The organism is Tenacibaculum agarivorans, assembly GCF_001936575.1.
Lineage (GTDB): Bacteria > Bacteroidota > Bacteroidia > Flavobacteriales > Flavobacteriaceae > Polaribacter > Polaribacter agarivorans.
Map to the genome: position 1 here is coordinate 54,770 of NZ_MSMP01000024.1, position 23,282 is coordinate 78,051.

Annotated in this window: 21 protein-coding genes; 12 read left to right on the plus strand and 9 right to left on the minus strand. The window is 28.3% G+C overall.

The genetic code is table 11. The features are described from left to right. Positions 1-37 precede the first annotated feature (37 nt). From BVC87_RS16770 to gwsS, 7 genes are all read left to right on the plus strand, one after another. Positions 38-2,974: a sensor histidine kinase gene (locus BVC87_RS16770; protein ID WP_083629562.1), complete on the plus strand. Its 2,937-nt coding sequence runs from the start codon at positions 38-40 to the stop codon at positions 2,972-2,974. Positions 2,975-2,976: 2 nt separating this feature from the next. Further along, positions 2,977-3,720, plus strand: a complete 744-nt coding sequence (locus BVC87_RS16775; protein ID WP_075343560.1) for a LytR/AlgR family response regulator transcription factor — start codon at positions 2,977-2,979, stop codon at positions 3,718-3,720. A 157-nt stretch (positions 3,721-3,877) separates the two neighbouring features. Further along, entirely contained in the window at positions 3,878-6,124 is a 2,247-nt protein-coding gene (locus tag BVC87_RS16780; protein WP_075343561.1) for a T9SS type A sorting domain-containing protein, read from the plus strand. Positions 6,125-6,345: 221 nt separating this feature from the next. Then, on the plus strand, positions 6,346-6,528 hold the full coding sequence (locus BVC87_RS16785; protein ID WP_075343562.1) for a hypothetical protein: 183 nt from the start codon (positions 6,346-6,348) through the stop codon (positions 6,526-6,528). 85 nt (positions 6,529-6,613) lie between these two features. Next, positions 6,614-7,579 carry a grasp-with-spasm system ATP-grasp peptide maturase gene (gene gwsG, locus BVC87_RS16790; protein WP_075343563.1) on the plus strand — a complete coding sequence of 322 codons (966 nt, stop codon included), beginning with the start codon at positions 6,614-6,616 and terminating at the stop codon, positions 7,577-7,579. Next, the gene (locus BVC87_RS16795) at positions 7,576-7,791 is read left to right on the plus strand and encodes a hypothetical protein (RefSeq protein WP_075343564.1); all 216 of its coding nucleotides are present in this window, start codon (positions 7,576-7,578) and stop codon (positions 7,789-7,791) included. The genes gwsG and BVC87_RS16795 overlap by 4 nt, the downstream gene beginning before the upstream one ends. Next, entirely contained in the window at positions 7,784-8,863 is a 1,080-nt protein-coding gene (gwsS, locus tag BVC87_RS16800; RefSeq protein ID WP_075343565.1) for a grasp-with-spasm system SPASM domain peptide maturase, read from the plus strand. The genes BVC87_RS16795 and gwsS overlap by 8 nt, the downstream gene beginning before the upstream one ends. Before the next feature lie 241 nt (positions 8,864-9,104). On the opposite strand, the gene BVC87_RS16805 is transcribed toward gwsS, so the two are convergent. From BVC87_RS16805 to BVC87_RS16820, 4 genes are read right to left on the minus strand one after another with little or no spacing between them, the layout of a single operon-like run. Continuing rightward, positions 9,105-11,477 carry a hypothetical protein gene (locus BVC87_RS16805; RefSeq protein WP_075343566.1) on the minus strand — a complete coding sequence of 791 codons (2,373 nt, stop codon included), beginning with the start codon at positions 11,475-11,477 and terminating at the stop codon, positions 9,105-9,107. Next, entirely contained in the window at positions 11,477-12,490 is a 1,014-nt protein-coding gene (locus tag BVC87_RS16810) for a hypothetical protein (RefSeq protein ID WP_075343567.1), read from the minus strand. The genes BVC87_RS16805 and BVC87_RS16810 overlap by 1 nt, the downstream gene beginning before the upstream one ends. Before the next feature lies 1 nt (position 12,491). Next, a complete protein-coding gene (locus tag BVC87_RS16815; RefSeq protein WP_143569815.1) occupies positions 12,492-13,280 on the minus strand; it encodes a hypothetical protein in 789 nt (262 codons plus the stop codon). Between the two features lie 5 nt (positions 13,281-13,285). Next, positions 13,286-13,756: an SLATT domain-containing protein gene (locus BVC87_RS16820; RefSeq protein WP_159439376.1), complete on the minus strand. Its 471-nt coding sequence runs from the start codon at positions 13,754-13,756 to the stop codon at positions 13,286-13,288. 444 nt (positions 13,757-14,200) lie between these two features. Between BVC87_RS16820 and BVC87_RS16825 the strand changes: the two genes are divergently transcribed. Together BVC87_RS16825 and BVC87_RS16830 are read left to right on the plus strand one after the other, a co-directional pair. Next, positions 14,201-15,514, plus strand: a complete 1,314-nt coding sequence (locus BVC87_RS16825; RefSeq protein WP_075343570.1) for a cytochrome ubiquinol oxidase subunit I — start codon at positions 14,201-14,203, stop codon at positions 15,512-15,514. Beyond that, positions 15,511-16,533, plus strand: coding sequence for a cytochrome d ubiquinol oxidase subunit II (locus BVC87_RS16830; RefSeq protein ID WP_075343571.1), 1,023 nt, complete (start codon positions 15,511-15,513; stop codon positions 16,531-16,533). The genes BVC87_RS16825 and BVC87_RS16830 overlap by 4 nt, the downstream gene beginning before the upstream one ends. Positions 16,534-16,539: 6 nt before the next feature. On the opposite strand, the gene BVC87_RS16835 is transcribed toward BVC87_RS16830, so the two are convergent. The 4 genes from BVC87_RS16835 to BVC87_RS16850 all read right to left on the minus strand — a co-directional run bounded on the left by BVC87_RS16835 (position 16,540) and on the right by BVC87_RS16850 (position 21,533). Next, positions 16,540-17,874, minus strand: coding sequence for a transglutaminase domain-containing protein (locus BVC87_RS16835; protein ID WP_075343572.1), 1,335 nt, complete (start codon positions 17,872-17,874; stop codon positions 16,540-16,542). After that, entirely contained in the window at positions 17,804-18,553 is a 750-nt protein-coding gene (locus BVC87_RS16840; protein WP_075343573.1) for a DUF3857 domain-containing protein, read from the minus strand. The genes BVC87_RS16835 and BVC87_RS16840 overlap by 71 nt, the downstream gene beginning before the upstream one ends. A gap of 455 nt (positions 18,554-19,008) precedes the next feature. Further along, positions 19,009-20,220 (minus strand): FG-GAP repeat domain-containing protein, encoded by a 1,212-nt coding sequence (locus BVC87_RS16845; protein ID WP_075343574.1) that lies wholly within the window; start codon positions 20,218-20,220, stop codon positions 19,009-19,011. A gap of 77 nt (positions 20,221-20,297) precedes the next feature. Next, a complete protein-coding gene (locus BVC87_RS16850; protein ID WP_083629566.1) occupies positions 20,298-21,533 on the minus strand; it encodes an FG-GAP-like repeat-containing protein in 1,236 nt (411 codons plus the stop codon). 192 nt (positions 21,534-21,725) lie between these two features. Between BVC87_RS16850 and BVC87_RS16855 the strand changes: the two genes are divergently transcribed. Together BVC87_RS16855 and BVC87_RS16860 are read left to right on the plus strand one after the other, a co-directional pair. Next, entirely contained in the window at positions 21,726-21,908 is a 183-nt protein-coding gene (locus BVC87_RS16855; RefSeq protein WP_075343576.1) for a hypothetical protein, read from the plus strand. Positions 21,909-22,068: 160 nt separating this feature from the next. Beyond that, complete coding sequence (locus BVC87_RS16860) at positions 22,069-22,785, plus strand: hypothetical protein (RefSeq protein WP_075343577.1); 717 nt, start codon at positions 22,069-22,071, stop codon at positions 22,783-22,785. Positions 22,786-22,793: 8 nt separating this feature from the next. Here the strand turns inward: BVC87_RS16860 and BVC87_RS16865 are convergent, their stop codons facing one another. Next, complete coding sequence (locus tag BVC87_RS16865; RefSeq protein WP_075343578.1) at positions 22,794-23,015, minus strand: helix-turn-helix domain-containing protein; 222 nt, start codon at positions 23,013-23,015, stop codon at positions 22,794-22,796. A gap of 154 nt (positions 23,016-23,169) precedes the next feature. On the opposite strand from BVC87_RS16865, the gene BVC87_RS23810 reads away from it, so the two are divergent. Beyond that, complete coding sequence (locus BVC87_RS23810) at positions 23,170-23,268, plus strand: hypothetical protein (RefSeq protein ID WP_234974693.1); 99 nt, start codon at positions 23,170-23,172, stop codon at positions 23,266-23,268. Positions 23,269-23,282: the final 14 nt, after the last annotated feature.

Here is a 23,282-nt window from a genome sequence, read left to right on the forward strand (position 1 = left end):
TCAACAACTAAATCAAAATAACTTTATAGTCCCCCACATGCTTTTTAATCCCCATTTTTTTGCAGGCATTTTCTTTCAAAAAAGATTGCCTTTAGTAGTTGCACTTTTTTTTGTTCTTCTTTCATTTGCTCAACAAACTTATACCTATCATTTTACAACTAATGAAGGGTTACCTAGTAATGAAACATACAAGGTATATGAAGATGCGCATCATTTTATTTGGATTGCCACCGATAAAGGTGTCAGTAAATACAATGGATATGAGTTTATAAATTATACAGTAGAAGACGGTTTAGGTGATAATACTATTTTTAATTTTTATGAGGATACTTTAGGACGGTTGTGGTTTTTATCATTCAATGGTAAACTGTCCTATTACTTCAATGGCAAAATATATGCAGTTGATTATGACATTCATTACAATGATATTGGGCACATTAAATCATTGTATTTGGATGCTAAAAACATCCTATGGATTGGTAGCGCCCAAGGAGAATTTAAAGCAACCTTTAGTACGCAAAACAAACTAAAAGTAACCCCCACAAAAGAACAATATGCCTTGAGACAAATAGATGATAAAGGATATATATTTTCTGGAAAACACTATAAAAAAAATAATGAAATTAGTTATGCTATCAAGTTACTTGACAATGAATACATTTTAAATTATTCGCAAGAAGGAGTTATTCTTCCTTCAAAAAAAACAGATCATCAAACAAGAAAAAGCTACGCTGGTATCAGTTGGTTGATTCATAATAATGTAATTTACAATTCTTATAATCATCAAGCCTTAATTTTCGATCTGAATTCAAAAACACTAAAAACTATACACTTCAAATTCGAAGGTAGAATAACTGGAACTGTTATAGAGGAGAATAAAAACCAATATGTTTTTAATAACATGAGTCGAAAAAAGATCTTCGCTATTCTAGACTCACCCCCATTTATTAAGCCTATTGAAACCAAAGATTTTTTTTTCATCAATGCCATTACAGATCATCAAGGAGGCACTTGGACGGCAACACATGATAAAGGTGTATTTTATGAGCCTAAAACAATAATTTATAATATTCATGCTAACGCTTATGAAAATGAAGCTATTGTTAATATGGTTAGCAACTCTTCTTCGTTGTATTTAAGATCTGAAAATAGTAATATATTTAAGCTATTAAACAACTATAAGTTTGCAAAAATTAAAAATGCTCTTTTTAACAGACTTCATGGAAGGTTATATAATTTTAGAGATACAATTGCTTACAATGATATTATAGATGCAACACTAAAAACCATAGATCATAAGCCGTTGTTCCACCATCTCCCCAAAGGTGGATATATATCTTCTTTTAACGATAATCAGTTTACTTTATACTCTAGATTAAAAATACATATGTTTAACAAACATAGGCAACCTCTTTTTTCTTACAGTTTTTCAAAAGAAAATATTGCTATACAAAACATTTGCTATAAAGACAAAAACACCATTTACATAGCTTCTAGGCAAGGTTTATGGGAAGTAAATGACACTTGGAAAATCTTTTTTAAAGGAGATGAAAATCCTATTTTTAAAACTCGTATTGACAAAATCAATAAAGATAAAACTGGTAGATTTTGGATGATTACGAAAGAAAAAGGGGTCATTGTTATTGATAAAGACAGTGTAATTAATATAACAACCAATATTGGTTTGCTCGGTAATATTTGTACGGGATTGTACATTGGAAAAAAACGGGTTTGGGTTGCTACCGAAAAAGGATTATCAGGTATTAAACTAGATGATTATACTAATATTGATAATTTTACACAAAAAGATGGACTCATTTCTAACCAAATTAATGACATACATGAATTTGACAATAAAATTTGGGTAGCTTCAGACAAAGGATTATCATACATCCATACAGATTATTCAAAAAAAACATACATCCCAAAAATCTTTATAGAAAAGGTAAACATTGATGATAATCTCGTAACAAATCATAAAAATATAATCATCCCACCAAACAATAATTTATTACAAATAAATTACTTAGGCCTTTCCTATAGAGAACAAGGAGATTTACAATATAAATACCGTCTTAAAGGTTTAGATACCACTTGGCGTACCACTAAAAATAGATCTGTACAATATTCAACACTTCCTGCAGGTAATTATACTTTTGAAATTAAAGCTGTGAACCACCAAGGAGTTTCTAGTACTGAAATAGGAACACTGAACATTATTAAAAAACCTCATTTTTGGGAAACCTTACATTTTATATTGTCCTCCCTACTTATTTTCATTTTTCTAATTGTCATATTCGTTTACTACCGCATTAAAAGAATAAAAAAACGAGAATATTTAAAACAACGCGTTATTAAAACGGAGTTAAAGCTTCTTCGTTCTCAAATGAATCCTCACTTTACTTTTAATGCCATGAATAGTATTCAGTATTATATTCAAGAAAACAATACTGATAAAGCACTGCATTTCATCTATCAATTTTCATCACTCATTAGACGTATTCTTCAACATACTCAAAGAGAAACTATTTCTTTAGATCAAGAGATAGAAGCCCTAAAACTTTATGTTACTATAGAAAAAGAACGTTTGAAAAATGCTTTCTCTTTTCATATTACTATTCATGATAATGTAGATGTAAAAACGACTAGAATTGCTCCTATGCTACTTCAACCGTACGTAGAAAATGCCATATGGCATGGTATTATGCCTAAGAACGATAAAAATGGAATCATTTCTTTAACCATTTATACAGAAAATAACAGACTTATTTGTGAAATTGTGGATAATGGTGTCGGTAGACAAGCTTCTTGTTTAATAAAAAATCCAGAAAAAGAATCGTTAGGAATGGATTTACTCAAAGAACGATTATATTTAATTAATAATAACCAAATCAAAAAACAAACTACCGAAATCACTGATATTTTTGATGCACATCAAAATAATTGTGGGACTAAAGTAAAACTAACATTATAAATATGATTAATGCTATTATTGTAGATGACGAGTATATGGTTGGGGAAACTCTAAAAAACCATATCCAAAACCATATTACAGGTATTACTATTTTATCTGTTATAAATGATGTAAAGAATGCAAAAAGTACTATTCTTAAACTTGCGCCAGATTTAGTTTTTTTAGATATTCAGATGCCTGGTTTAAATGGTTTTGAGTTACTTAGATCTTTTGAAGAAATTAATTTTGATGTTATTTTTACTACAGCCTATACTACTTATGCCATAGAAGCTTTTAAAGTACATGCCTTTGATTATCTTTTAAAGCCTATTACTATAGATGAACTAAAAACTACAGTTAACAGATATTACTTAAAAAGGAGAACATATAGTGATAAGCAACATATAACTTCTTTTTTAGAAAAAATCGAGCATCTTAGTTCTAAAACAGAACGTATAACAATTCCTGAAATAGGTGCTTTAACCATTATACAAACTTCTGATATTATCTGTTTAAAATCTGATTATGGGTACACAGATGTATATTGTAAAGATGGTTCTAAAATTACCTCTTCTAAACCTTTAAAACACTTTTGTGAAATTCTAAAAAACAACACTAAATTCTGTGAAATTGGAAAATCCAATATCGTCAATCTTAATTACGTCACCAAATACTACAATGAAGGAACAATTATATTAGAGAATACTATTAAAATTTCCGTCCCTAGAAGGAGTCGCAAAACATTTTTAGCTACTCTACAGCAATAGAATATTACTTTTTCTTACCTCCCTTTACTACCAAATACTCTCTTAAAACAACCAATTTTTAGGGATGAGTCTCCATATTCTTATTTGTAAGAAAATTACTCTAAAGAGAAACTATTTTTACTTGAATAATATAAGTAAATCTTAAAACCTCTTATTCATGAAAAATCTAATTCTTACTTTATTTATTTTAATACCATGTTTCTTCTCTTTTTCACAAAAAAGCGCTTACACTACAGATAAATTTTCAACTAAAAAAATAAACAATACAAACTGTCAGACTGAAGTTGACTTCGAAATTATATTAAATCATGATGGTTATTGGATTGGCTATATAAATAACACAAATCCTTATTTTCCTATAGATGCTTCTACTATGACATGGCAAATTACTACCCCATATTCATCTTATGCACCTATAAGTGTGCCTTCTACTTCTACAAGTTTTAATTTCGCTCTTAGGTTTGGCTTTACATGGGAAACCTGTAAACTATATATAATTAAATTATCATACATAGATAATTGTAGTGGTAAATTAATTTCCAAAGAAAAAAGGATTCATTATCACCCTCAATTAGATCCTAGATCACTTCCCTCCTTTAATACGTTAAATAATATGAATGGTATAAATAGTTTTCGTTCTGCCGGAGTTAAATATGTAAAAGCAGGAAGTATAGTTACTATACAAAACTCTACCTTAAAATTTGAAGGAGAAAATTCTGGAATCATCATAGAACCTAGAGGAAGATTAGTCCTAATTAATTCTACCATAGAAGGAATGTGTAATTCTTCTATTTGGAATGGAATAGTAGTTAAAGGTAATCCTCTAATGAGTGTAAATTTATTTGATCAGGGTTCTTTATATATAGCAAATGGTAGTGTTATCAAAAATGCTAAAAAAGCAATACAAGTAAAAGACGGAGGTATAGTACATGCATACAATAGCAATTTCATTAATAATGAAATTGCTTTAGAAGCTACTGATAGAGGGGATGCTACAATAAATTTTACAGAATGCCATTTTGAAACAAACGACGATATTTTATTTGATAAAATGAGGTGTTTTACTTACTTAAAAAATTCTAAAGTTGAATTTTTATATGGCAATAATTTTGTTAATAAACAAACATCATTAAATGATATAAGAGATTATAGAACTGGCATTATTAGTTTCTATTCTTTCTTATCTGTAGGTCATGTACCTGTAACCTCAAATCCTAATATTTTTAAAAACCTATATAAAGGAATTGATAATTATGGTTCTAATAGTTTACCTAATTCTTTAGAAATAAAAAGAAGCAAATTTATAAACGTTAACAAATGTATTTCTTCCTCTGGAAGTAATGGCGATATTATAGCAAAAAATGAATTTGAAATAACTGATACACTTGGCAATGGGATAACGAACTTTGCCGTTGGTTGGGGTGTTCATTCAAATAGATGTGTTAACCATATCATAACTGAAAATAAATTTAAAGGAGCTAATTTTAGTTATGGTATTATTAATTCTCAAATAGGATCCATACCGCAAAATTTATTATTTACAATAAATAATGGTGCTACTGGTAATTTATACTTAAATACTTTTAAAAACACATATGTAGCAATTCAAGTACAAGGGCCTAATATGCAAACCCAAATATCGTGTAATGATTTTACTAAAAATAATCTATTTGCTATCAATGTTGAACATTATAGACATAATAATGTAAATTACATCGGTAGACAAGCTGATATAGGTAACTGCTCTAAACTTGCTGGTAATATTTTTGACTACTCAATAGGGTTAAATTGTTTATCTTTAAATCAATACAGGCATATAAAACTCAATAATACAGCTCCTTTAAATTATATTGATGTAATGCATAGTATTTCTCCTTGTGTAGATAGTAATGTTATATTTCCCAATTTAACTACTAAATGTAGAATATATCCTACACCTAATAAATGTAAACCTTTACAAGCATTATCAAACAAGCCTTTTGTAAATCAGTATTCTTCAAGACAGAACGAGACTGATTTAGAAACTGTATTACTAAATGAAGAAAATTTGCCTAACAACGATATATTTAAAGCTTACAAAGGCAACTATCTTCTTGATTTATATGTAGCACCTTTATCTTCAGAAAAAGAAAAACCTTCAACTATTTCTAATAAAAAAGATAACATTTCTGTTTTTCCAAACCCCAGTTCTTCTGGATCATTTACTATTTCTATAAAAAATCAACCGATTAATAAAAACACACAATTAGAAGTTATTGATCTATCAGGAAAAATTCTTTTACATCAAAAATTAATGAGTAATGTTCATAAATTAAATATTTCTAAACTTTCTAAAGGTATTTATTTCATCAGGGTATTTAATGAAGAAAAGAATATTAAAATAAGTACAATCGTATATAAATAACCATTCTTTTTTACCAAATGCTTTATCCTAATAACCAATTTTACTTTAAAAGTGTCCATATTGCTATTCAAGGTTTCTATTGGGTTTAATAACGTTTACTTTTATTATGAGTAACAACTATTAATTTAAAAAACCTTAAAGCTAATACAACTTACCTATTAAAAATAAAAGGGGAAGCCGAAAACCATACAGAGTAGGCATATTCAAAAACTTTTTATCAAATGAAAAAACTAACAAAACTGTCAGATTTTAAAAGTACCCAATTAGATGGTAAATCTATGAATCAACTTCTTGGAGGAAGACCTGTTAATGACAAAAATCTTTCTAAAAATATAATTAGAGATAGAGTAACACCTAATGGAGGAATTCAGTTTTACCGTGAAGATTACATTGTCTTCGATTAATGCCTAGAAGTTAAACCTATAGAAAAGAGTCATTGATTTGACTCTTTTCTTTTTTAGCACAATCAATATAACCATACTATTTAGAATGATCCTAATCTTATCAGAAAAATCAGACATTACCACCAATCAAGTTTTGGATTGGTGTATTGGTTATCAAACTTCTGTTATACGTGCAAATGCATATGATTTAAAAATTGCACATATCGATTACAGCAATAATTACATTCTTTTAAAATATAAAAAAGAAATAATTAAGTCAACAAAAATTAAAGCTGTATGGTACAGAAGAGCTAGAATAAAATATAAATATCCTTCTATTTCTATAGAGAACAATCAACTAAAGAATCGTATTAAACAACATTTACATGAAGAATGGTCTGAAATGATTCGATTTTTAGAACAATGGTTTAAAAATAATTCTGTTCCGTCTATTGGCAACTATCTGCTTAAAGATCGAAAGTTAACACAACTTAGCATTGCTAAACAAAATAGTTTACATATTCCCAACACAATAATTACTGCACAAAAAAGTGAACTTTTGCTCTTTTTTAAGAATTGTAAAAAAAATATTATCACAAAAGATATTGGTTGCTCTCTTTCTTTTATCTCTGATCATCTTATAATAGATGGATATACAGAAGAAGTATCTAAAGAATTTATTGATAACCTATCAGATACATTTTTTCCAAGCTTGTTTCAGGAAAATATTGTAAAAGTATATGAATTACGAATTTTCTTTTTAAAAGATCGCTTTTATAGTATGGCAATTTTTTCTCAACAAAATGAAAAATCGAGGATAGATGTACGTAAAAATGATGATGAAATACCCAATCGTAGAGTTCCTTATCAACTACCAAAAGAAATAGAGCATAAACTCTTATTAACTATGAAAAAATTAAATCTAGATACTGGTTCAATTGATATGATAGTAGACACCAAAGGTGATTATTACTTTTTAGAAGTAAATCCTTCCGGACAATTTGGTATGGTTTCTTCTCCTTGTAATTATTATATAGAAAGAACCATTGCCCAAGAACTACAACAATTATGAACAACACAAAATTTTATACTGAATTTTCTACAAAAGATTTAGAAAAACTTCCTGTAAATTATAGAATGTTGACTAAAATTACCTCGACTTCAAAAATAATTAGCTCCGGTAGCGAAAACTATACAGGTATAAAAGTAAAGTTATATAATACTACCATTGTAAATACTCCTAGGCACTATTCTTCAATCTCAAAGATTATAGATTTTGAATAAAAAGATACAACTATATAGTACATGCATACCAGTAAAAGGAGTTACCAGATCAGTTATTTGTGATTTACAAATGCAATCTATACATTACATCCCTAATAGTTTATATGAACTTATTGAAGATCATTTTGGAAAAACCATTGATGATATAAAAGAAGCATATCAGAACCAGTATGATGATATCATAGATGAGTATATAGAGTATTTAAATGAAAACAATTGTGTCTTTTTTACAGATCATCCAGAATGTTTTCCTGCAATGAATTTACAATGGGATTATCCTTATAAAGTTTCTAATGCCATAATAGACTGGAATAAAAATTCTAATTACAACATTTTTGAAGTACTGAATCAACTAGATATGTTGCATTGTAAACATATACAATTCAGATTTTATGATCCTATTGAAAAAGAATTTTTATTGAAAATTTTAGATTTTTTAAACCAAAAAGAGAGTATAATCAATTCTCTAGAAATTTATATACCTAATACTAAATGGATTCGACAAGAAGAAATGGAAAATTGGTTTAAAGAACACCTACGAATTTCGCTTATATGTATCCATTCAAGTTTTGATGATGAAATAATTAAAATTACAGATGATAAAATTTTTATTCATACAAAACAACAAATAATTTCCTCTAGTCACTGTGGAGTAATTTCCATGAACTACTTTTCTATTAATTTAAAAACCTTTACAGAATCACAACATTATAACTCCTGCCTAAATAGAAAAATAGCAATTGATATAGATGGAGAAATTAAGAATTGTCCTTCTATGACACAAAGTTTTGGAAATATTGAAAATAATACACTTAAACAAACTCTAAATAATTCTGATTTTACTGCTGTTTGGAATATTCCAAAAGACAAAGTAGATACTTGCAAAACATGTGAGTTCAGGTATATCTGTACAGATTGCAGAGCGTATACCGAAGATCCTAAGAACCTAAATTCTAAACCTCTAAAATGTGGTTACAACCCACATACTAATGAGTGGAAAGATTGGAGTACAAACCCTTTGAAAAAAGAAGCCATTCATTACTATAAATTAAAAGATTTTAAACAGACGTAATCATATAAAAAAACATAGATGCTGCAAGACTTCAAATAGCATTCACACTGATTTTTCTTGTAGGGAGTTAAAGGCATTATGATCAAAAAAAATAAAACCTTCTTAGAAAGACATATCGAGAAAGAAACACAACAGATTTCATTTTTCTTTTCTAAATGAAATCTGTTTTTCTATAAAAATATACTTCTATTTTCCCTCTAAATTTCTTTTTCTCAAAAACCCTACTATTCTCGTAAGCAGACTATGATTGTTTTATAACTTCATTCTTTAATGATTTTAATCTCGATTTAAAATCATTAAAATGACTAGCTTCTAGACCTTCATAAACTTCTGGATTGTTTTTACAAACCTCAAAATAACGATCAGCTTGAGTATAATATGTTGTAGCCTCTTTTATATTATTCTTTTCTAATGCCTCTTCAGATAAAAATAAATTCAGCCAACATAAATTATCACAAAAAGCGGGGAATTCAGTTATCGGTTTATCGCTGAATTTATTAAATCTACGCATAAATTCTGTAGAAGCCTTTTTTGCTTTTTTCAAATATTTTTTATCCCTTTTTAGTGAAAATAAGTTATTGTATGAGTAACAAACTCCATTAGAAATTGCTATTAATGTTTTCCTTATCAATATATTCTTTTCTACATCTTCTAATTCGTATAATATAGATGCTTCTTCAAGTAAATCTTTACTCATTAACAGTTCCTTAGAAATATCTTCATCCTCTCTTTTAGGATATGCTTTTGCTATAATTGCTAATGCTTTTCCATGTATAATTCTCGGATCATTTTTATAGACTTTAAGTGTTTCGTCTGCTAGGGCTATAGACTCATCAAACATCTTTTTACGCCTGTATAACCAAATTAATAAATAATTAATCTCTAATTTATATTTACTATCGACCCTTCTTTGATTAAACGATTTTTTTTCAGCATCATACTCTTGCTTTATGGATGAGAACTCTATAATCTCTTTTAAATTTTCTAACTGATAGATTAAATGCTTTTCATTCCCTGTTTTAGAATCAGGTAAAATAAGACTTAAGTAATATAAGATAACCGATACTTCAATAGGTGATGTACTTTTTTTACGTTCTACATTACGAATAATTTTTTCATACGCTGAGATGAATTTTTCTTTGTCTTCTTTTTTAGGTTCTAATAAATAATGTGAAATCGTTTTTAATAAATCAGACCATAAGGTTTTACTTAATATTGTTTGCCTTCTATAGAAAATAAGAATTGGTAAATGTTGGTATTCACTCCTTACAATATCTTCTCCAAAATCTGGTATAATATCTTTATCCGACATTTTTAACTCCAATATTTTATTCTGTAGTTCAGAATTAGCGGTGTGGAGATATAAATACTCTGATACTTGAGACGATTTTCTTTTGAATTCTTTTGATTTGCCTATTTCTCCTAAATACTCTTTAAATCGTAGAAAAGCTTTACTATTAGTACCACTACTATTTTTTAAATCATCTATAACCTGTGTCAGCTTATCTTTATTATCATAAAACCTATTCATTTTAGAAACAATATCAAACTGATTTCTTGTGGTTAATCTCATATCTGCCAATTTCTTTATAAAATCAGAATCTGTTTCTTGTACTTCTTCTTCCAAGTGATGAATACTATCAATACTTTCCTGATTTGCTACTATTTGCTTCAAGAAATTGATAATATCATCTTCTCTTTGATGATCACTAAAATTTGATATCGCCTGCAAATAAATTTGCGGTGCATTTCTTAAAAAATTAAAGCTCTTATAACCATATAAATCAGGTAAATTATTATTTATGGATGGTAGATCAAATAGTATTTTTGATTTTGTTGGTGTAGAAGAAACATAAAGAAATAGATATTTTTCTTTTAACTCTCCTTGTCTATTTTTTTCTTCTAAACTATTATTTATTTGAATCAGTCTATCAATTACAATAATATCTTTGTAAGTATTGTTGAGATTTCTGAATATATCATCTGAATTTGAATTCTGTTTGATGAATTTATATTTTACCTCGTCGTAATAGTCCTCAAAAATTTCTTTGCTTAAATCTGATTTCTTAGTGTTTAAAAACAAATTTAGCAGTACTTCTTTATCGTGTTTATTGGGAACAGAAATATCAAAGATGTCTAATCTATCATTATATATTTCTTGATATCTTTTTAAAGAATCTGGACTCAATAAATCATATTGTATGGCTAAAAATGTAGTAATATTCTTAGAGAAAAAATCAAGATCTATTTTTCCATTCTTCTCTTCTTTAAATAGTTTCTCAATATCTTTAAACGCATCAATAGCATTATCTGTACTTGTTTTTAACGAATGCATGAAAGAATTCAATTCTGCTAAATATTCATCAGGTACTATTGGTTTTGATGCTGTATCAAAAAATAAATATTCATAAGCTATTAACTTTGTTTTTAGCTCATATTCTTCTCTTTTATTATCAGCCTGAAAAGGAAAACAATATTCAATAATATCATAGGTATCAACTACAAAATAGATATTAACCTTATCTTTTCGTAACTGATTATCTTTAATAAGATCTTCAATATCATCTTTTTCAAGATTCTTTATAAAAGGGTTATCATTTAATATCTTATTCATTACCTATTATTTTTTAGAATCATCTCTTTAATTGCATCTATTTCTTGTTCCTTATCTGGATTTATATCAAAGCTTTCTTCTTCATCCTTTATATCTTCTTGAATAAAAAATTTAGATTCAAATCTCATATTTAAGATGGATGGACTTGTATTTTTTTCATTAACATCAATTAATGATGCTAACATATGAGGAATAAATTCTTCCCCTAAAGAAAACTCTACATCACTACTGTACAAACTTTTAACTCTAGTGGTGGCTTCAAGAGTATGATTTTTTAATGCTGGTAATTCCTTAATCAACTCTAAAGTTCCTCCACATTGTTTCTTCATTAAAATATAGATCTCTATTGAATATCTATTTACCAAGGAATTTAACACTCCTTTGGTTTCTAAATAATGATTTAAATCATTTTTATTAACCAAATTTGTACCTATCCTAACATTTAAATTATGATCACTAAAAATGTTATGTAGACTTGGATATCTGTTAAATAGTTGAGAATATGAATCTTTTTCTATGATTAGATTTGGAATATTAATTAGTCCATTTACTTTCTCTTTTGATATTTGTGTAAAGGGTTCTTCTGCAATAAGTAAATTCTCTTCTTTTTTTATTTTTTGTTTCTCTATTTCAGCTTGAGCTGAAATTCCTAAAAAATTGAATAAATCGTATTTATTGAATGAATCTAAGGCATGTATAAAGTTGTTAAAATTATTAGTCAATTCATCTATTAATTTTTCTTTAGTCCCAATAAATAATAAGTCATTTACCTGATACATAAAAAAAGCTTCTTCTCCTTTTCTTATGACTCCTCCAAAATAATTCTTGCCTTCAAAATCATTACTAATGTAATCTGCATACACATCATCTAACTCTATAACATCGTTAATTACATTATTCTCATTAATTTCCAAAGAATATTTTTTTCCACCAGATGTTACCACAGGAATTAAAAAACCTTTACTACTTTCTTCAGAAATTTTTAGATAACCATATAGCGTATAAGACATCATACTATAATAAGTTTTTAGATTCTAAAAATCTTTTGATTGCCTGATTCGCAATTCCTGCCATTTTTGTAACTCCTCCTGATAATTTTGTTCTTAGATACACCTCTATTTGTACATCTTTATTAATATTTTTTAATTTTGGAGTCCAAGCTTTTGCCATATCTCTAGGAATAAAAGCATAAATTAGTTTATTCCTTTCAATACTAAAATCGTCTCGAAATTGGACTTCTATAGAAGTTGCTCTATCATCATAATCTTTACTATACAATCCTTCTACCGCTATATATTCGTAATGAAGAGAGCATGCATTATAATGTTCTATATCATCTTTAATACTATTATCGTAATAGTTCAAATTATCATCAAAAAAATAAGATATTACATTTTTATTATAGTCTTCAGAATTTTCTCCTTCTTTAGATAAATAGCAGAATTTATCTAAGCTAATAGAATCTTTCCCATCTTCTATACTTTCTTTTTTTACTCCGTCTAGCAGCCCATTATAATATGCTCCAGTATCAAAAGGAGCAATACGATGCTCGGTTTTCAGGTCTTTAAATTCAAAAAGTAAAAAAACTGGGATTTTATGTGCTTCTTTAAAGTATGAAGGTTTACCATAAAAGAAATAGGCTAATTTATCATTGAAAATATTACAGTCCTTCGCTTCTATCTTTTTCTTATTTAAAATCCCTTCTACATGATGAAAATTACAATTGTGAGATAATGGTAAGGTTTTTATTCCCTCTAAATTTTCTTTTTGAGTTACTAAGTTTACATCAGAAAAATTCGGCATATTTCTTATTCTTTTTGTCTTGTAGTTTTCCAATAGTCATTGGCTTCATTTAAAATTTTATCTATCTCATCTTTGAAACCTTCGATATCGGCTACAGTGACATCTTTTAATTCTTTTCCTGTCATAAAAAAATTATAATCGTTTTCTATTTTACGCAATTTATTACTGGTCATGGTATTTTCTATCCATAAATCCTTGTTGTTAAAAAAGGTTTTATAGGCTCCAATAGCCGTTACAATAGCACCTAAAACCAATACAATGATTCTGATGATATTATCTACTTTTTGAATATTGATATTTAAGCCTGAAAGTATTGTGATAGCTGCTCCTAAAAAAGTAACTATACCATGCTGCCTAATTGAAGCAACTCTATTATAATCGGCTCTTTTACTGAATCCTTTTAAGTGTTTTTCTAGATATTCTACCAAGTACTCTTTTTTGAGTCTTGTTTCTTTTTCTGCTTTAGTTTCTTCCATTATTTGGTTAATTGGTTGGGTTTTCATTAAAATAGTATACTAATTGCAACATTTCACACTTAATATTCTATTCTATTTTTGTTTTCATAATCAAATGATCATGAGTCAAAATCTTCTAAATAACTATAATCTAAGATGATAATATTCATGAAAAATTACTCTAAATTCCTAACATCTTAACTTCGTTGTTTATAAAGTTAAAATGACAAACTTCATGTGGATGAAATAATTATTCGACTATCAATTTTTTAGAGAATTATCAAATATAAAAAATTACTTTAATACAGAAAATTCCTATTTTTACCCCTTAATCTTTTTTAGAAAAACATATGTTTTCAGGTCTATTCATTTTCTAAAATATCCTGGTCGTTTTCTTATTAAAAAATAGGTAAAATGCGTATCATTTCGTAAATTTACAGTACTTTATCATTAAACTTTTTTGTTATGGAAAACATAGATGCTGCACGACTTCAAATGGCATTCACACTGATTTTTCATATTGTATTTGCTTGTATTGGAATGGTTATGCCTTTTTTTATGGTAGTCTCTCATAAAAAGTGGCTCAATACAGGAAATCCAGTATACTTACAATTGACCAAAGCTTGGCAAAAAGGCGTAGCTATTTTCTTTGTAATTGGCGCTGTTTCTGGCACTGCCTTATCTTTTGAATTAGGATTATTATGGCCTGAATTTATGGAACATGCTGGTCCCATTATTGGGATGCCATTTTCTTTAGAAGGTGCTGCTTTTTTTGTGGAAGCTATTGCACTTGGTTTTTATTTATACGGCTGGAATAAAATCCCTCCTAAATTTCATTGGTTTACAGGAGTTATTGTAGGAATTGCAGGTGTAGCTTCGGGTATATTAGTTGTTTCTGCTAATGGTTGGATGAACGCGCCTTCTGGTTTTGATTATGTGGATGGGAAGTTCTTAAACATAGATCCTGTTGCTGCTTTATTAAATCCTGCTTGGTTTACTCAAGCTTTACACATGGTATTAGCTGCCTTTACTGCTACTGGATTTGCCGTTGCTGGAATTCATGCAATTCAGATATTGAGAAATAAACAGAAAGAAATTCATAAAAAAGCATTTAAAATAGCCATCACTTTTGGGGCTATTGCTGCCATTCTTCAACCTATAAGTGGTGATATTTCTGCTAAAGATGTAGCTAAACGACAGCCTGTAAAATTAGCAGCCATGGAAGCCCACTACGAAACTGCTAAAGGAGTCCCTTTATATATCGGAGGAATAGTAGATCATCAACAAAAAGAAGTACACTATAAAATTGAAATCCCTAATGCACTTTCATTTTTAGCTTTTGGAGATTTTAATGCTGAAATAAAAGGTCTAAATGATTTTCCTGAAGATGAAATTCCTAATGTACCTATTGTTCATTATGCTTTTCAAATCATGGTAGGTTTAGGTGGTATATTACTATTTGCAGGGTTATTTTTCTTTTTTGTAAATGCCAGAAAAAAACAATGGCTCTCTAAAAAGTTTTTCTGGAAAGTATTTGCTTTGCTTACACCCGCAGGATTTATTGCCTTAGAAGCAGGATGGATTGTTACTGAAGTAGGTAGGCAACCCTGGATTATTCATAAAATTATGAGAACTAAAGATGCCGTTACTCCTATGCCTGGAATCGTCTACAGCTTTTTCTTATATGTTATTCTATATTCCATTTTAACGCTTGCTGTAGCATGGTTACTTCGCAGACAAATAAAATCATTAAATAATACTCCAAAATTAAGTGTATGATAACTGTTGTTTTATTCTTTTTAGCGTTTTCATTATTACTGTATGTTTTATTAGGGGGGGCTGATTTTGGTGCTGGAATTATTGAACTATTTTCTTCTGAAGATAACCAGAAAATTACCAAAAAAACTATTTATAGAGTGATGGGACCTGTTTGGGAAGCCAATCATATTTGGATTATCATTCTTATTGTAATTCTTTGGGTAGCCTTTCCTCAGTATTATAAAGTTATGGTAACTTCCTTACATATTCCTATTACGTTAATGTTGATTGGAATTACCTTACGTGGAGTTGCTTTTGTGTTTAGACATTATGATGCCTATGTAGATAATTCGCAACGCATATACAATTGGTTATTTAGAGTATCTAGTTTGGTAACTCCTATTTTTTTGGGAATGATTTTCGGTGGAATGATTTCTAGTAAAATTGTTATTCCAACCGAGGAATTTACACCCAGTTTTGCTGAAGCTTATATTACGCCTTGGTTTAATCCTTTTTCATTTTTAGTGGGTATATTTTTTGCTAGTTTGTGTGCTTTTTTATCTGCTGTTTTATTAATAGGTGAAGCTGATGAAGAAGGCTATCCTGTATATGTAAGAAAAGCTAAAATTGCAACTATAGTTGTGGTAATATTAGGTTTTATTACCATTAGTTATGGCTATTTTGCAGATCGATATTTTGTAGAAGGAATTATAAAGAATCCAATAAGTGTGAGTATGATTATACTATCTGCCTTATGCCTAGTACCACTCTGGTTTTTTATTAAAAAGGGAAATAGAATTTACAGCAGGATTTTTGCAGGAATTCAAGTGATTTTAATTATTGCAGTGGCATTGATTCCACATTTTCCTAACATATTATTGATTAAAAATGAAAGTATGAGTTTACTCCAAAATACTGCTCCAGATTCAGTAATTAAAGTATTAGGAATTTCTCTACTCATTGGAGGTGGAATTATTTTACCAGGATTGTTTCACTTGTTAAAATCTTTTAAGTTGATTAAGATTTTGGAAAGAAGATAAGTTTATTTAATTCTTTTTTCTTTTTAAAGCCATTAACCCTACAAAAACTATTAGTATAAAAATAATAATAGTAGGTAAATAATTCTTTATTTTAGGCGTGGAATCAATAACTATATCATCATAAGGAACAGCCTTTTTACTTAGTAAAATTGTCATATCATTTTTTAAGAAATCTATTGTTTCTTCTACATCTTTATATCTAATAGAATCTAAATGACTTTTTAAAAGTTCTGTCTTAAAAGACAAGTAAACTGTATCATTTTTAATCCAACTTTCTCTTTGATATTTTAACCAATCGTTCTGAAAATTAGTACTATCAGCTTTATAATCTATCCAACGCAACTTTTGAATTTTATAAAGTTGATTAGTTTTTATAACTTTAGGTAACTCAAAAACTTTACTTAGTTCTTCTCTTTCGGGTATTTTTAACTTTGCATATAAAGGATATGGAATGAACTCTCCTTCATCAAAAATTTTAATACTTTTATTACTCTTTATTTTTAAGGTTGATTTTGGTTTCTTTTCTTCAAACGAATATTTAATGCTACAATTTTTAGATGACAGGAAAGAATTATAAAGTAATTCATCTGAAACTGTTTCAAAAACAGATTTAACACCTTGTTTTTTATATATATAATTTTGCCTATTGGCTAATTGACCTTTAAACTCAATTTCCCAACTAATAGAGCAACTTCTAGCCCTTTCTTTTTCTTTACTTATTAACGCAACTACATCAAAAATTTCATCGGATTTCCAACTCAATTTTGTAAGCTGTCTTTCGTCTTTTATTACTCTTAAACCATATCTAAAATCAGATACGGATTTCTCCCAAATTTTTCCTTTTTGCGGTACTAATGTAGGATCGAAAATTAAAGATTCTCCCTCATATAAATACTCTACTACACAATGATCAAATGCTTGGCCACTATATACATTCAATAACCTTTCATCTAATCCCACCGATTTCACAAGTAAAGGCCAAGATTTCACACCCAAGCATTCTAACATCTTTATAACCAATAACGATTTTGATTTACAATCTCCAAATTCTTGTTTTAAAACTGTCTCTGGTTTTTTAGGTTCAATTAAATCATAATCTAAATAATGAATCTCTTCTTGAACGTAATTCAAAACAGCATTAACTTTATCTTCTTTATTAGAAATTCCTTTTGTAATAATTCTAACCTTATTTACAATCTCTTGAGAAGGAACTTTGTCCAACTCAAAATTTTCTATATTCAACTTTACACAATCATTCCAAGATGCTTCATCAAAAAAAATAAATTTCCTTTTTTGCTCTGTACCAGCTTGGAACTTTAAAATGAGCAACACTTTTATCATTTTCTATTTTAAATTCAGCAGAAAACAGTTGATCAAATTTTGAGTAAATAATTTTAGGGTTCCAATTAATTGAGTGAAAGCTTATGGGCTTTGTATTTAAAACTCTAGTATAACTAATACCTCTCAATTTATCATTTACAGGAGAATAGTTTAAAGACAAACTTCCCTTAAGATCAGGTTGTCTTCCTTTTTCTGTATAACTAAACTCGATGATATCTCCTTGTTCAGCTCCTTCAAAAAAGATTTTTATTTTTCCATCATTAGCATAAAGTGTTCCTCCTATTTGTTTCTCGTAAATTTCTTTTTCTATGTGTAGTTTTCTATCTAGTATAATAGTTTTTTTACCTCTATGGAAATTAACATTATGTATTTTAATATCCTCAAATTCTGGCTCATACCAAAAGAAAAAAAGTTTGATTTGATTAACGCCTTTTAACGTATTTAAGTAATAATAATATTTTCTAAAAACCTCCTCAGTTTTGTCATTATATTGAAATTCTTCTTGAAGTAAAACTAAATCGAGATCATATTCTTTCTTAAGTTTCGGCACTGGATAATTCTTAATCCAAGTAGGTTGAGGTTTTACTTTGAAATCACTTTTAAATTGAGCAATTACTTGAGAGGAAAATATTATTTGAAAAATAATGCAGTAGAAAAAACTTTTTCGATAATTTGTCATTCTAGTTTTTTTACTTTCAAATTTAAAATATATTTCATCTTTATTAGCGTAGAGAAATCAAAATAGTTTTGATTTTTTCTTTACTCATTGGAGGCGGAATTATTTTACCAGGATTGTTTCACTTGTTAAAATCTTTTAAATTAATTAAGATTTTAGAGAAACAGTAACATAACTAAAAGATGTCAGTTCGAGTGAAATTCATTGGAATAGATTGGAAATTAATTTTGTATCGAGAAGTAAAAATAGTGTTCTCGATACAATTTTACCTCATTATCATTCCGTAAAATCACTCGAACTGACAAAGACTTCTTATCCAAGATTCACTTTATTAAATTAACAGATTACTTCTTCACTTCCCCTTCTCTTTCCTTCGAGAACCTCAGGAAACGTTCAGGGTCCGTTCGCAATGACATTTTTATTTATAAGAGGTAAACTAAAATTACGCCGAACTCACGTTACTTTAATGTATTGATATATACTCTTGTTATAGGAATATCAATCTTATATCCTGTGATTAAAATATCTAAATCACCATCACCATCGATATCTGCAGCACTAATAGAACTTTGATCTAAAAAAGGAAATGCTTTCTCCTTAAATAAAGAGAACTTCCCTTCTTTATTTTCATAAATATCCATGGCTTCTGTATAATAACTGGTTGTATTAAAAACTTTTCGATTACCTATAATAATGAGATCTTTATCTTCATCATTATCAAAATCAGCGAAGCAAGTTCTTCCTAAATTATAGCGTGTAATATTTGCTTCTATTTCTTTAAAACTTCCTTTGTCATTCATGTAGAAAAATGATTTTTCTACCTTTTCACTCCATTTACCCGTATTCGTTATAAAAACATCTAGATCTCCATCATCATCAATATCTACAGGTTGAATAACTCCTTGATTTGTACCTCTGAAATTGTGAGGAATTGATTTGTATTTTCCTTTAGTATTCTTAAATAGTATCGTATTAACTCTATGTTCTGGTCTCTTAGAAGTATAAATAAGTTCTTCTCCTTGCAATAGTACTTCATCATACCCATCATTATCAATATCAAAAGGTACTATACCATATTCAAAAACATTACCCGCCCCAAGCAATGTTCCTGCTAGTTTAAAATCTCCTTTTGTATCGTTTATATAATATTCAATACTCATATCTCTTTCAATACAAAGATCATCATAACCATCATTATTAACATTAGCAAATCCAGCAAACATTGAGAAAGTCCTGAATGTTGTGATCTCTTTTACGGGCTTAAATACTCCTTTATTATTTTGATATACAATAACCCTTCTTTCTTTATTTGACCCAACCTCTTGACCTGTAATCACGATATCTAAATAGCCGTCTTTATTTATATCACCAATATCTATTTTACCATACTCTACCCCCATTAACTTTGATCTTTTATCTTCTGAAAAATTCCCTTTTCCATCATTTAAATACAGTTTGGTAAGCGTATATACATCTCCTTCTGTCTTTTCATTATTTCCAGAAATGATTAAATCCAAATCTCCGTCTAGATCATAATCAAAAAAACGAGTATTGGCACCAGCTACTTGAATAATTGGTGTTTGTTTTAATTCAAAAGTAAATTTTCCTTCTTTTTGACTGTAAGAATTTAATAGTGTAAGCAGTAAGACTATGGTTATTTTAATTTTCATAGAAGTAAAATTTTGAAATTCAACATTTAAATGTATTATAAAATTATTGATATTCGATTCAACTTCTTAAAACAATATCATTTTTTCTTCTTCTCTCCTAGTCTATTGATATATACCATTGTTCTTGGTGTATCAGCATCTTTAAATCCTGTAATGATAATATCTTGATCTGAATCTCCATCAATATCGCAAGATTTTATAGTGGCATTTCTTAAAAACTGAAAGATATTTTTTTTGTAAAGCTTGAAAGTTCCGTTATGATTAATAAATAAATCTACAGCTTGTACTGTTTCACTTTTAGTATTAATTTTTCTTCTGTTTCCCATAATGATCAAATCTTTATCCTGATCATTATCTACATCTACAAAACATGAAGTTCCTAAATTATAGGTATACATATTGGAAGGTACTTCAGTAAAAGTATTCCCTCCTTGATTCACATAAAAAAGTGAATGTTTTAATCCTGAATTTCCTTCCACCTCTTCTACACTATTTCCTATATTACTGATAAAAAGATCTTGTTGATCATCGTTATTAATATCAACTAGTTCTATAATCCCCTGGTAGGTATTTTTAAACGTGTGTGGAATTGATCTGAATCTTCCTAATTTATTCTCAAACACCTTAGTAGTTAACTCATAGTCTGTTCCTTCACCTTGAATTAAAATATCATCATCTCCATCTTTATCTATATCAAAAGGTACAATTCCATATGAAAACGCTTTACTGATACCTCTTAACCTACTTTTGAATAGAAAATCGTTCTTTTTATTATTGAAATACACTTCTACATTATCATCTTTTTCAATTAAAAGATCTAAATATTTATCATTATTTGCGTTGATAAAACTTGCATAGGTAGGATATGTATAACTATCAAGAGGTTTTATGGTTTTTACTTTTTTAAATATTCCTTCAGTATTGACATACACTTCAACACCAAAACTTGCTCCTCTTTTTAAATCTTCTCCTGTAATTACCAAATCTAAATCGCCATCACCATCAATATCCTTAGCATCTAAACTTGGTTGATGTACTCCCATAAATTTTGATCTTTTATCTTGGGTAAAATTTCCCTTTCCATCATTTGTATATAAAAATGTGTGAGTTTTAGTGCCGTTCATTAAACGTTCATTATATCCAGAAATGATAAAATCTTGATCACCATCATTATCGTAATCAAAAAATAAATTATCGGAATTACCTACTTGTACAATCTTAGTTTCCTTTAATTCAAAATTATACTTCTCTTCTTTTTGAGTAAATCCATTATATGTGATATACATAAAGCATATCATTACAATTTTTCTCATTTATTGGGGCTTTTTGGGGTTATCAATTACCCAAATGTACTAAAAAAGAGCACCTGTATACTATAAACACTCTTATACTTTATTCTTAACGATAAACAATATCTTATTTCCAATTCCATCATAATAGTATATTATTCGAATAATATACTTATAATATTCAGCTAACAAAAAGTAGTCTTCTATTTTTAATTCATGGAAATTAAAAAATATATCACCTTAAAACATCTTTTTATAGATTATAAAAAGATGATAGATCTAAAATTCTATCCTGATAAGTTGATTCAAGCATTGGTAAAAGAACTACCTAATCCTAGATGGAATACTAAATTTAACATGGTATACATTCCAAGTATGATTAATCATACAAAAACATAAAGCATAGATGTATTATCAATCTATAGACACAACTGAAATTTATACCCATGTTGCTGTGAAAAATTTTAAAAACATAAAAGATTTACTAAATTAGCTATTCACATAAGAAATATATAGTTACCATGGTAACTATATATAATTGTTGGGCGTAATTAAAGATATGAATTGGATAGATAAAGTTTTACCAGTAATAACATTAATTTTCGGATTTGCTTTATCTGAATTTGGAAAATATTTTTCCGATAGAAAAAATGAACGAAAGAAATTAAAAAAATTACTCTTCAATCTTTTAGAATTAAGATGGCTTCTAAAACAAGAAATAGACTTAAATAAGAGTATTACACAATATATTGAAAGGTATAAAAATAGAATAACAGAAGAATTCGGTGAAGAATTTAAACAAGAAATTGCTGAAGGAACTGAGTATCTTAGACCCATTATGACCGAAATTCTCAAAAACTCTATAGTTAAACCAGAGAAAATCGCTGAAATTGAAAACAATATTGACTCAACAATAGCAGAGTTATCAGAGATCTACCCAATTTTTGCCTATGAATTAAATGGTAGATTTAAAATAAAAGAGAAGCTTGACAATATAGAACAATATTTTGATACTATAAGTAATCAAATTGAACAATATGGGGAATTTCCTTCCCAAATTAAGAACTGGATTGAGCCAAAAATATCAACAGAATTAATTTCTGAATTTGATGAGTATATAAAGGCTATAGCTAAAAAGATTGGTAGAAAGACTTATAAAAATGTTTCGGTTAAGTTAGAGCCTGAAGATGGAGAAAATGCAAACGCAGAACTAGATCAGTTCATTGAAGAGTATGTCAAAGAGATCAAAAAAACAATGCCTAATAAACTTAGATAAAAGCACTTTTACTCTTTTAGCATCTCAGAAATAGAGATATCCAATCCATCTGCAATTTTGATTAAAGTAAGCAATCGTGGATTTGTTCTCCCCTTTTCAATCATATACAATTGAGTTCTTCCAATCTCACAATCAAAAGCAAATGACTTTTGGTCAATCTCTTTTTCTTCTCTTAATTGCTTGATTTTAGCACCTATTTTTTGGAAATATTTTTCTTGTTTCGTGTTCACTATACCGAAATTCGACAAATTATTCACATATTATGTTCGGAATAACGAACAACAAATAAATGAGTCAATTTAGAAAACTAAAAATCTATCAAAAAAACCAAGCAAAGAATGGAAATATATCGCTGTTCCTGAAATTCGACTTGAGGGAAAATGGTTGAAGAAACTAGGGTTTGAAATCGGAAAAGAAATTGAAATTAAACAACAAAAGAATAAACTGACTATTACTCTGACTAACAAAAAAAAGAAAAAATAACTACGCCCAACACA

What these genes read in the sequence shown, in the direction of transcription:
- BVC87_RS16770 (WP_083629562.1), top strand. Translation starts at nt 38, where the DNA reads ATGCTTTTTAATCCCCATTTTTTTGCAGGCATTTTCTTTCAAAAAAGA.
- BVC87_RS16775 (WP_075343560.1), top strand. Translation starts at nt 2,977, where the DNA reads ATGATTAATGCTATTATTGTAGATGACGAGTATATGGTTGGGGAAACT.
- BVC87_RS16780 (WP_075343561.1), top strand. Translation starts at nt 3,878, where the DNA reads ATGAAAAATCTAATTCTTACTTTATTTATTTTAATACCATGTTTCTTC.
- BVC87_RS16785 (WP_075343562.1), top strand. Translation starts at nt 6,346, where the DNA reads ATGAAAAAACTAACAAAACTGTCAGATTTTAAAAGTACCCAATTAGAT.
- gwsG (WP_075343563.1), top strand. Translation starts at nt 6,614, where the DNA reads ATGATCCTAATCTTATCAGAAAAATCAGACATTACCACCAATCAAGTT.
- BVC87_RS16795 (WP_075343564.1), top strand. Translation starts at nt 7,576, where the DNA reads ATGAACAACACAAAATTTTATACTGAATTTTCTACAAAAGATTTAGAA.
- BVC87_RS16805 (WP_075343566.1), bottom strand. Translation starts at nt 11,477, where the DNA reads ATGAATAAGATATTAAATGATAACCCTTTTATAAAGAATCTTGAAAAA.
- BVC87_RS16810 (WP_075343567.1), bottom strand. Translation starts at nt 12,490, where the DNA reads ATGATGTCTTATACGCTATATGGTTATCTAAAAATTTCTGAAGAAAGT.
- BVC87_RS16815 (WP_143569815.1), bottom strand. Translation starts at nt 13,280, where the DNA reads ATGCCGAATTTTTCTGATGTAAACTTAGTAACTCAAAAAGAAAATTTA.
- BVC87_RS16820 (WP_159439376.1), bottom strand. Translation starts at nt 13,756, where the DNA reads ATGGAAGAAACTAAAGCAGAAAAAGAAACAAGACTCAAAAAAGAGTAC.
- BVC87_RS16825 (WP_075343570.1), top strand. Translation starts at nt 14,201, where the DNA reads ATGGAAAACATAGATGCTGCACGACTTCAAATGGCATTCACACTGATT.
- BVC87_RS16830 (WP_075343571.1), top strand. Translation starts at nt 15,511, where the DNA reads ATGATAACTGTTGTTTTATTCTTTTTAGCGTTTTCATTATTACTGTAT.
- BVC87_RS16835 (WP_075343572.1), bottom strand. Translation starts at nt 17,874, where the DNA reads ATGATAAAAGTGTTGCTCATTTTAAAGTTCCAAGCTGGTACAGAGCAA.
- BVC87_RS16840 (WP_075343573.1), bottom strand. Translation starts at nt 18,553, where the DNA reads ATGACAAATTATCGAAAAAGTTTTTTCTACTGCATTATTTTTCAAATA.
- BVC87_RS16845 (WP_075343574.1), bottom strand. Translation starts at nt 20,220, where the DNA reads ATGAAAATTAAAATAACCATAGTCTTACTGCTTACACTATTAAATTCT.
- BVC87_RS16850 (WP_083629566.1), bottom strand. Translation starts at nt 21,533, where the DNA reads ATGAGAAAAATTGTAATGATATGCTTTATGTATATCACATATAATGGA.
- BVC87_RS16855 (WP_075343576.1), top strand. Translation starts at nt 21,726, where the DNA reads ATGGAAATTAAAAAATATATCACCTTAAAACATCTTTTTATAGATTAT.
- BVC87_RS16860 (WP_075343577.1), top strand. Translation starts at nt 22,069, where the DNA reads ATGAATTGGATAGATAAAGTTTTACCAGTAATAACATTAATTTTCGGA.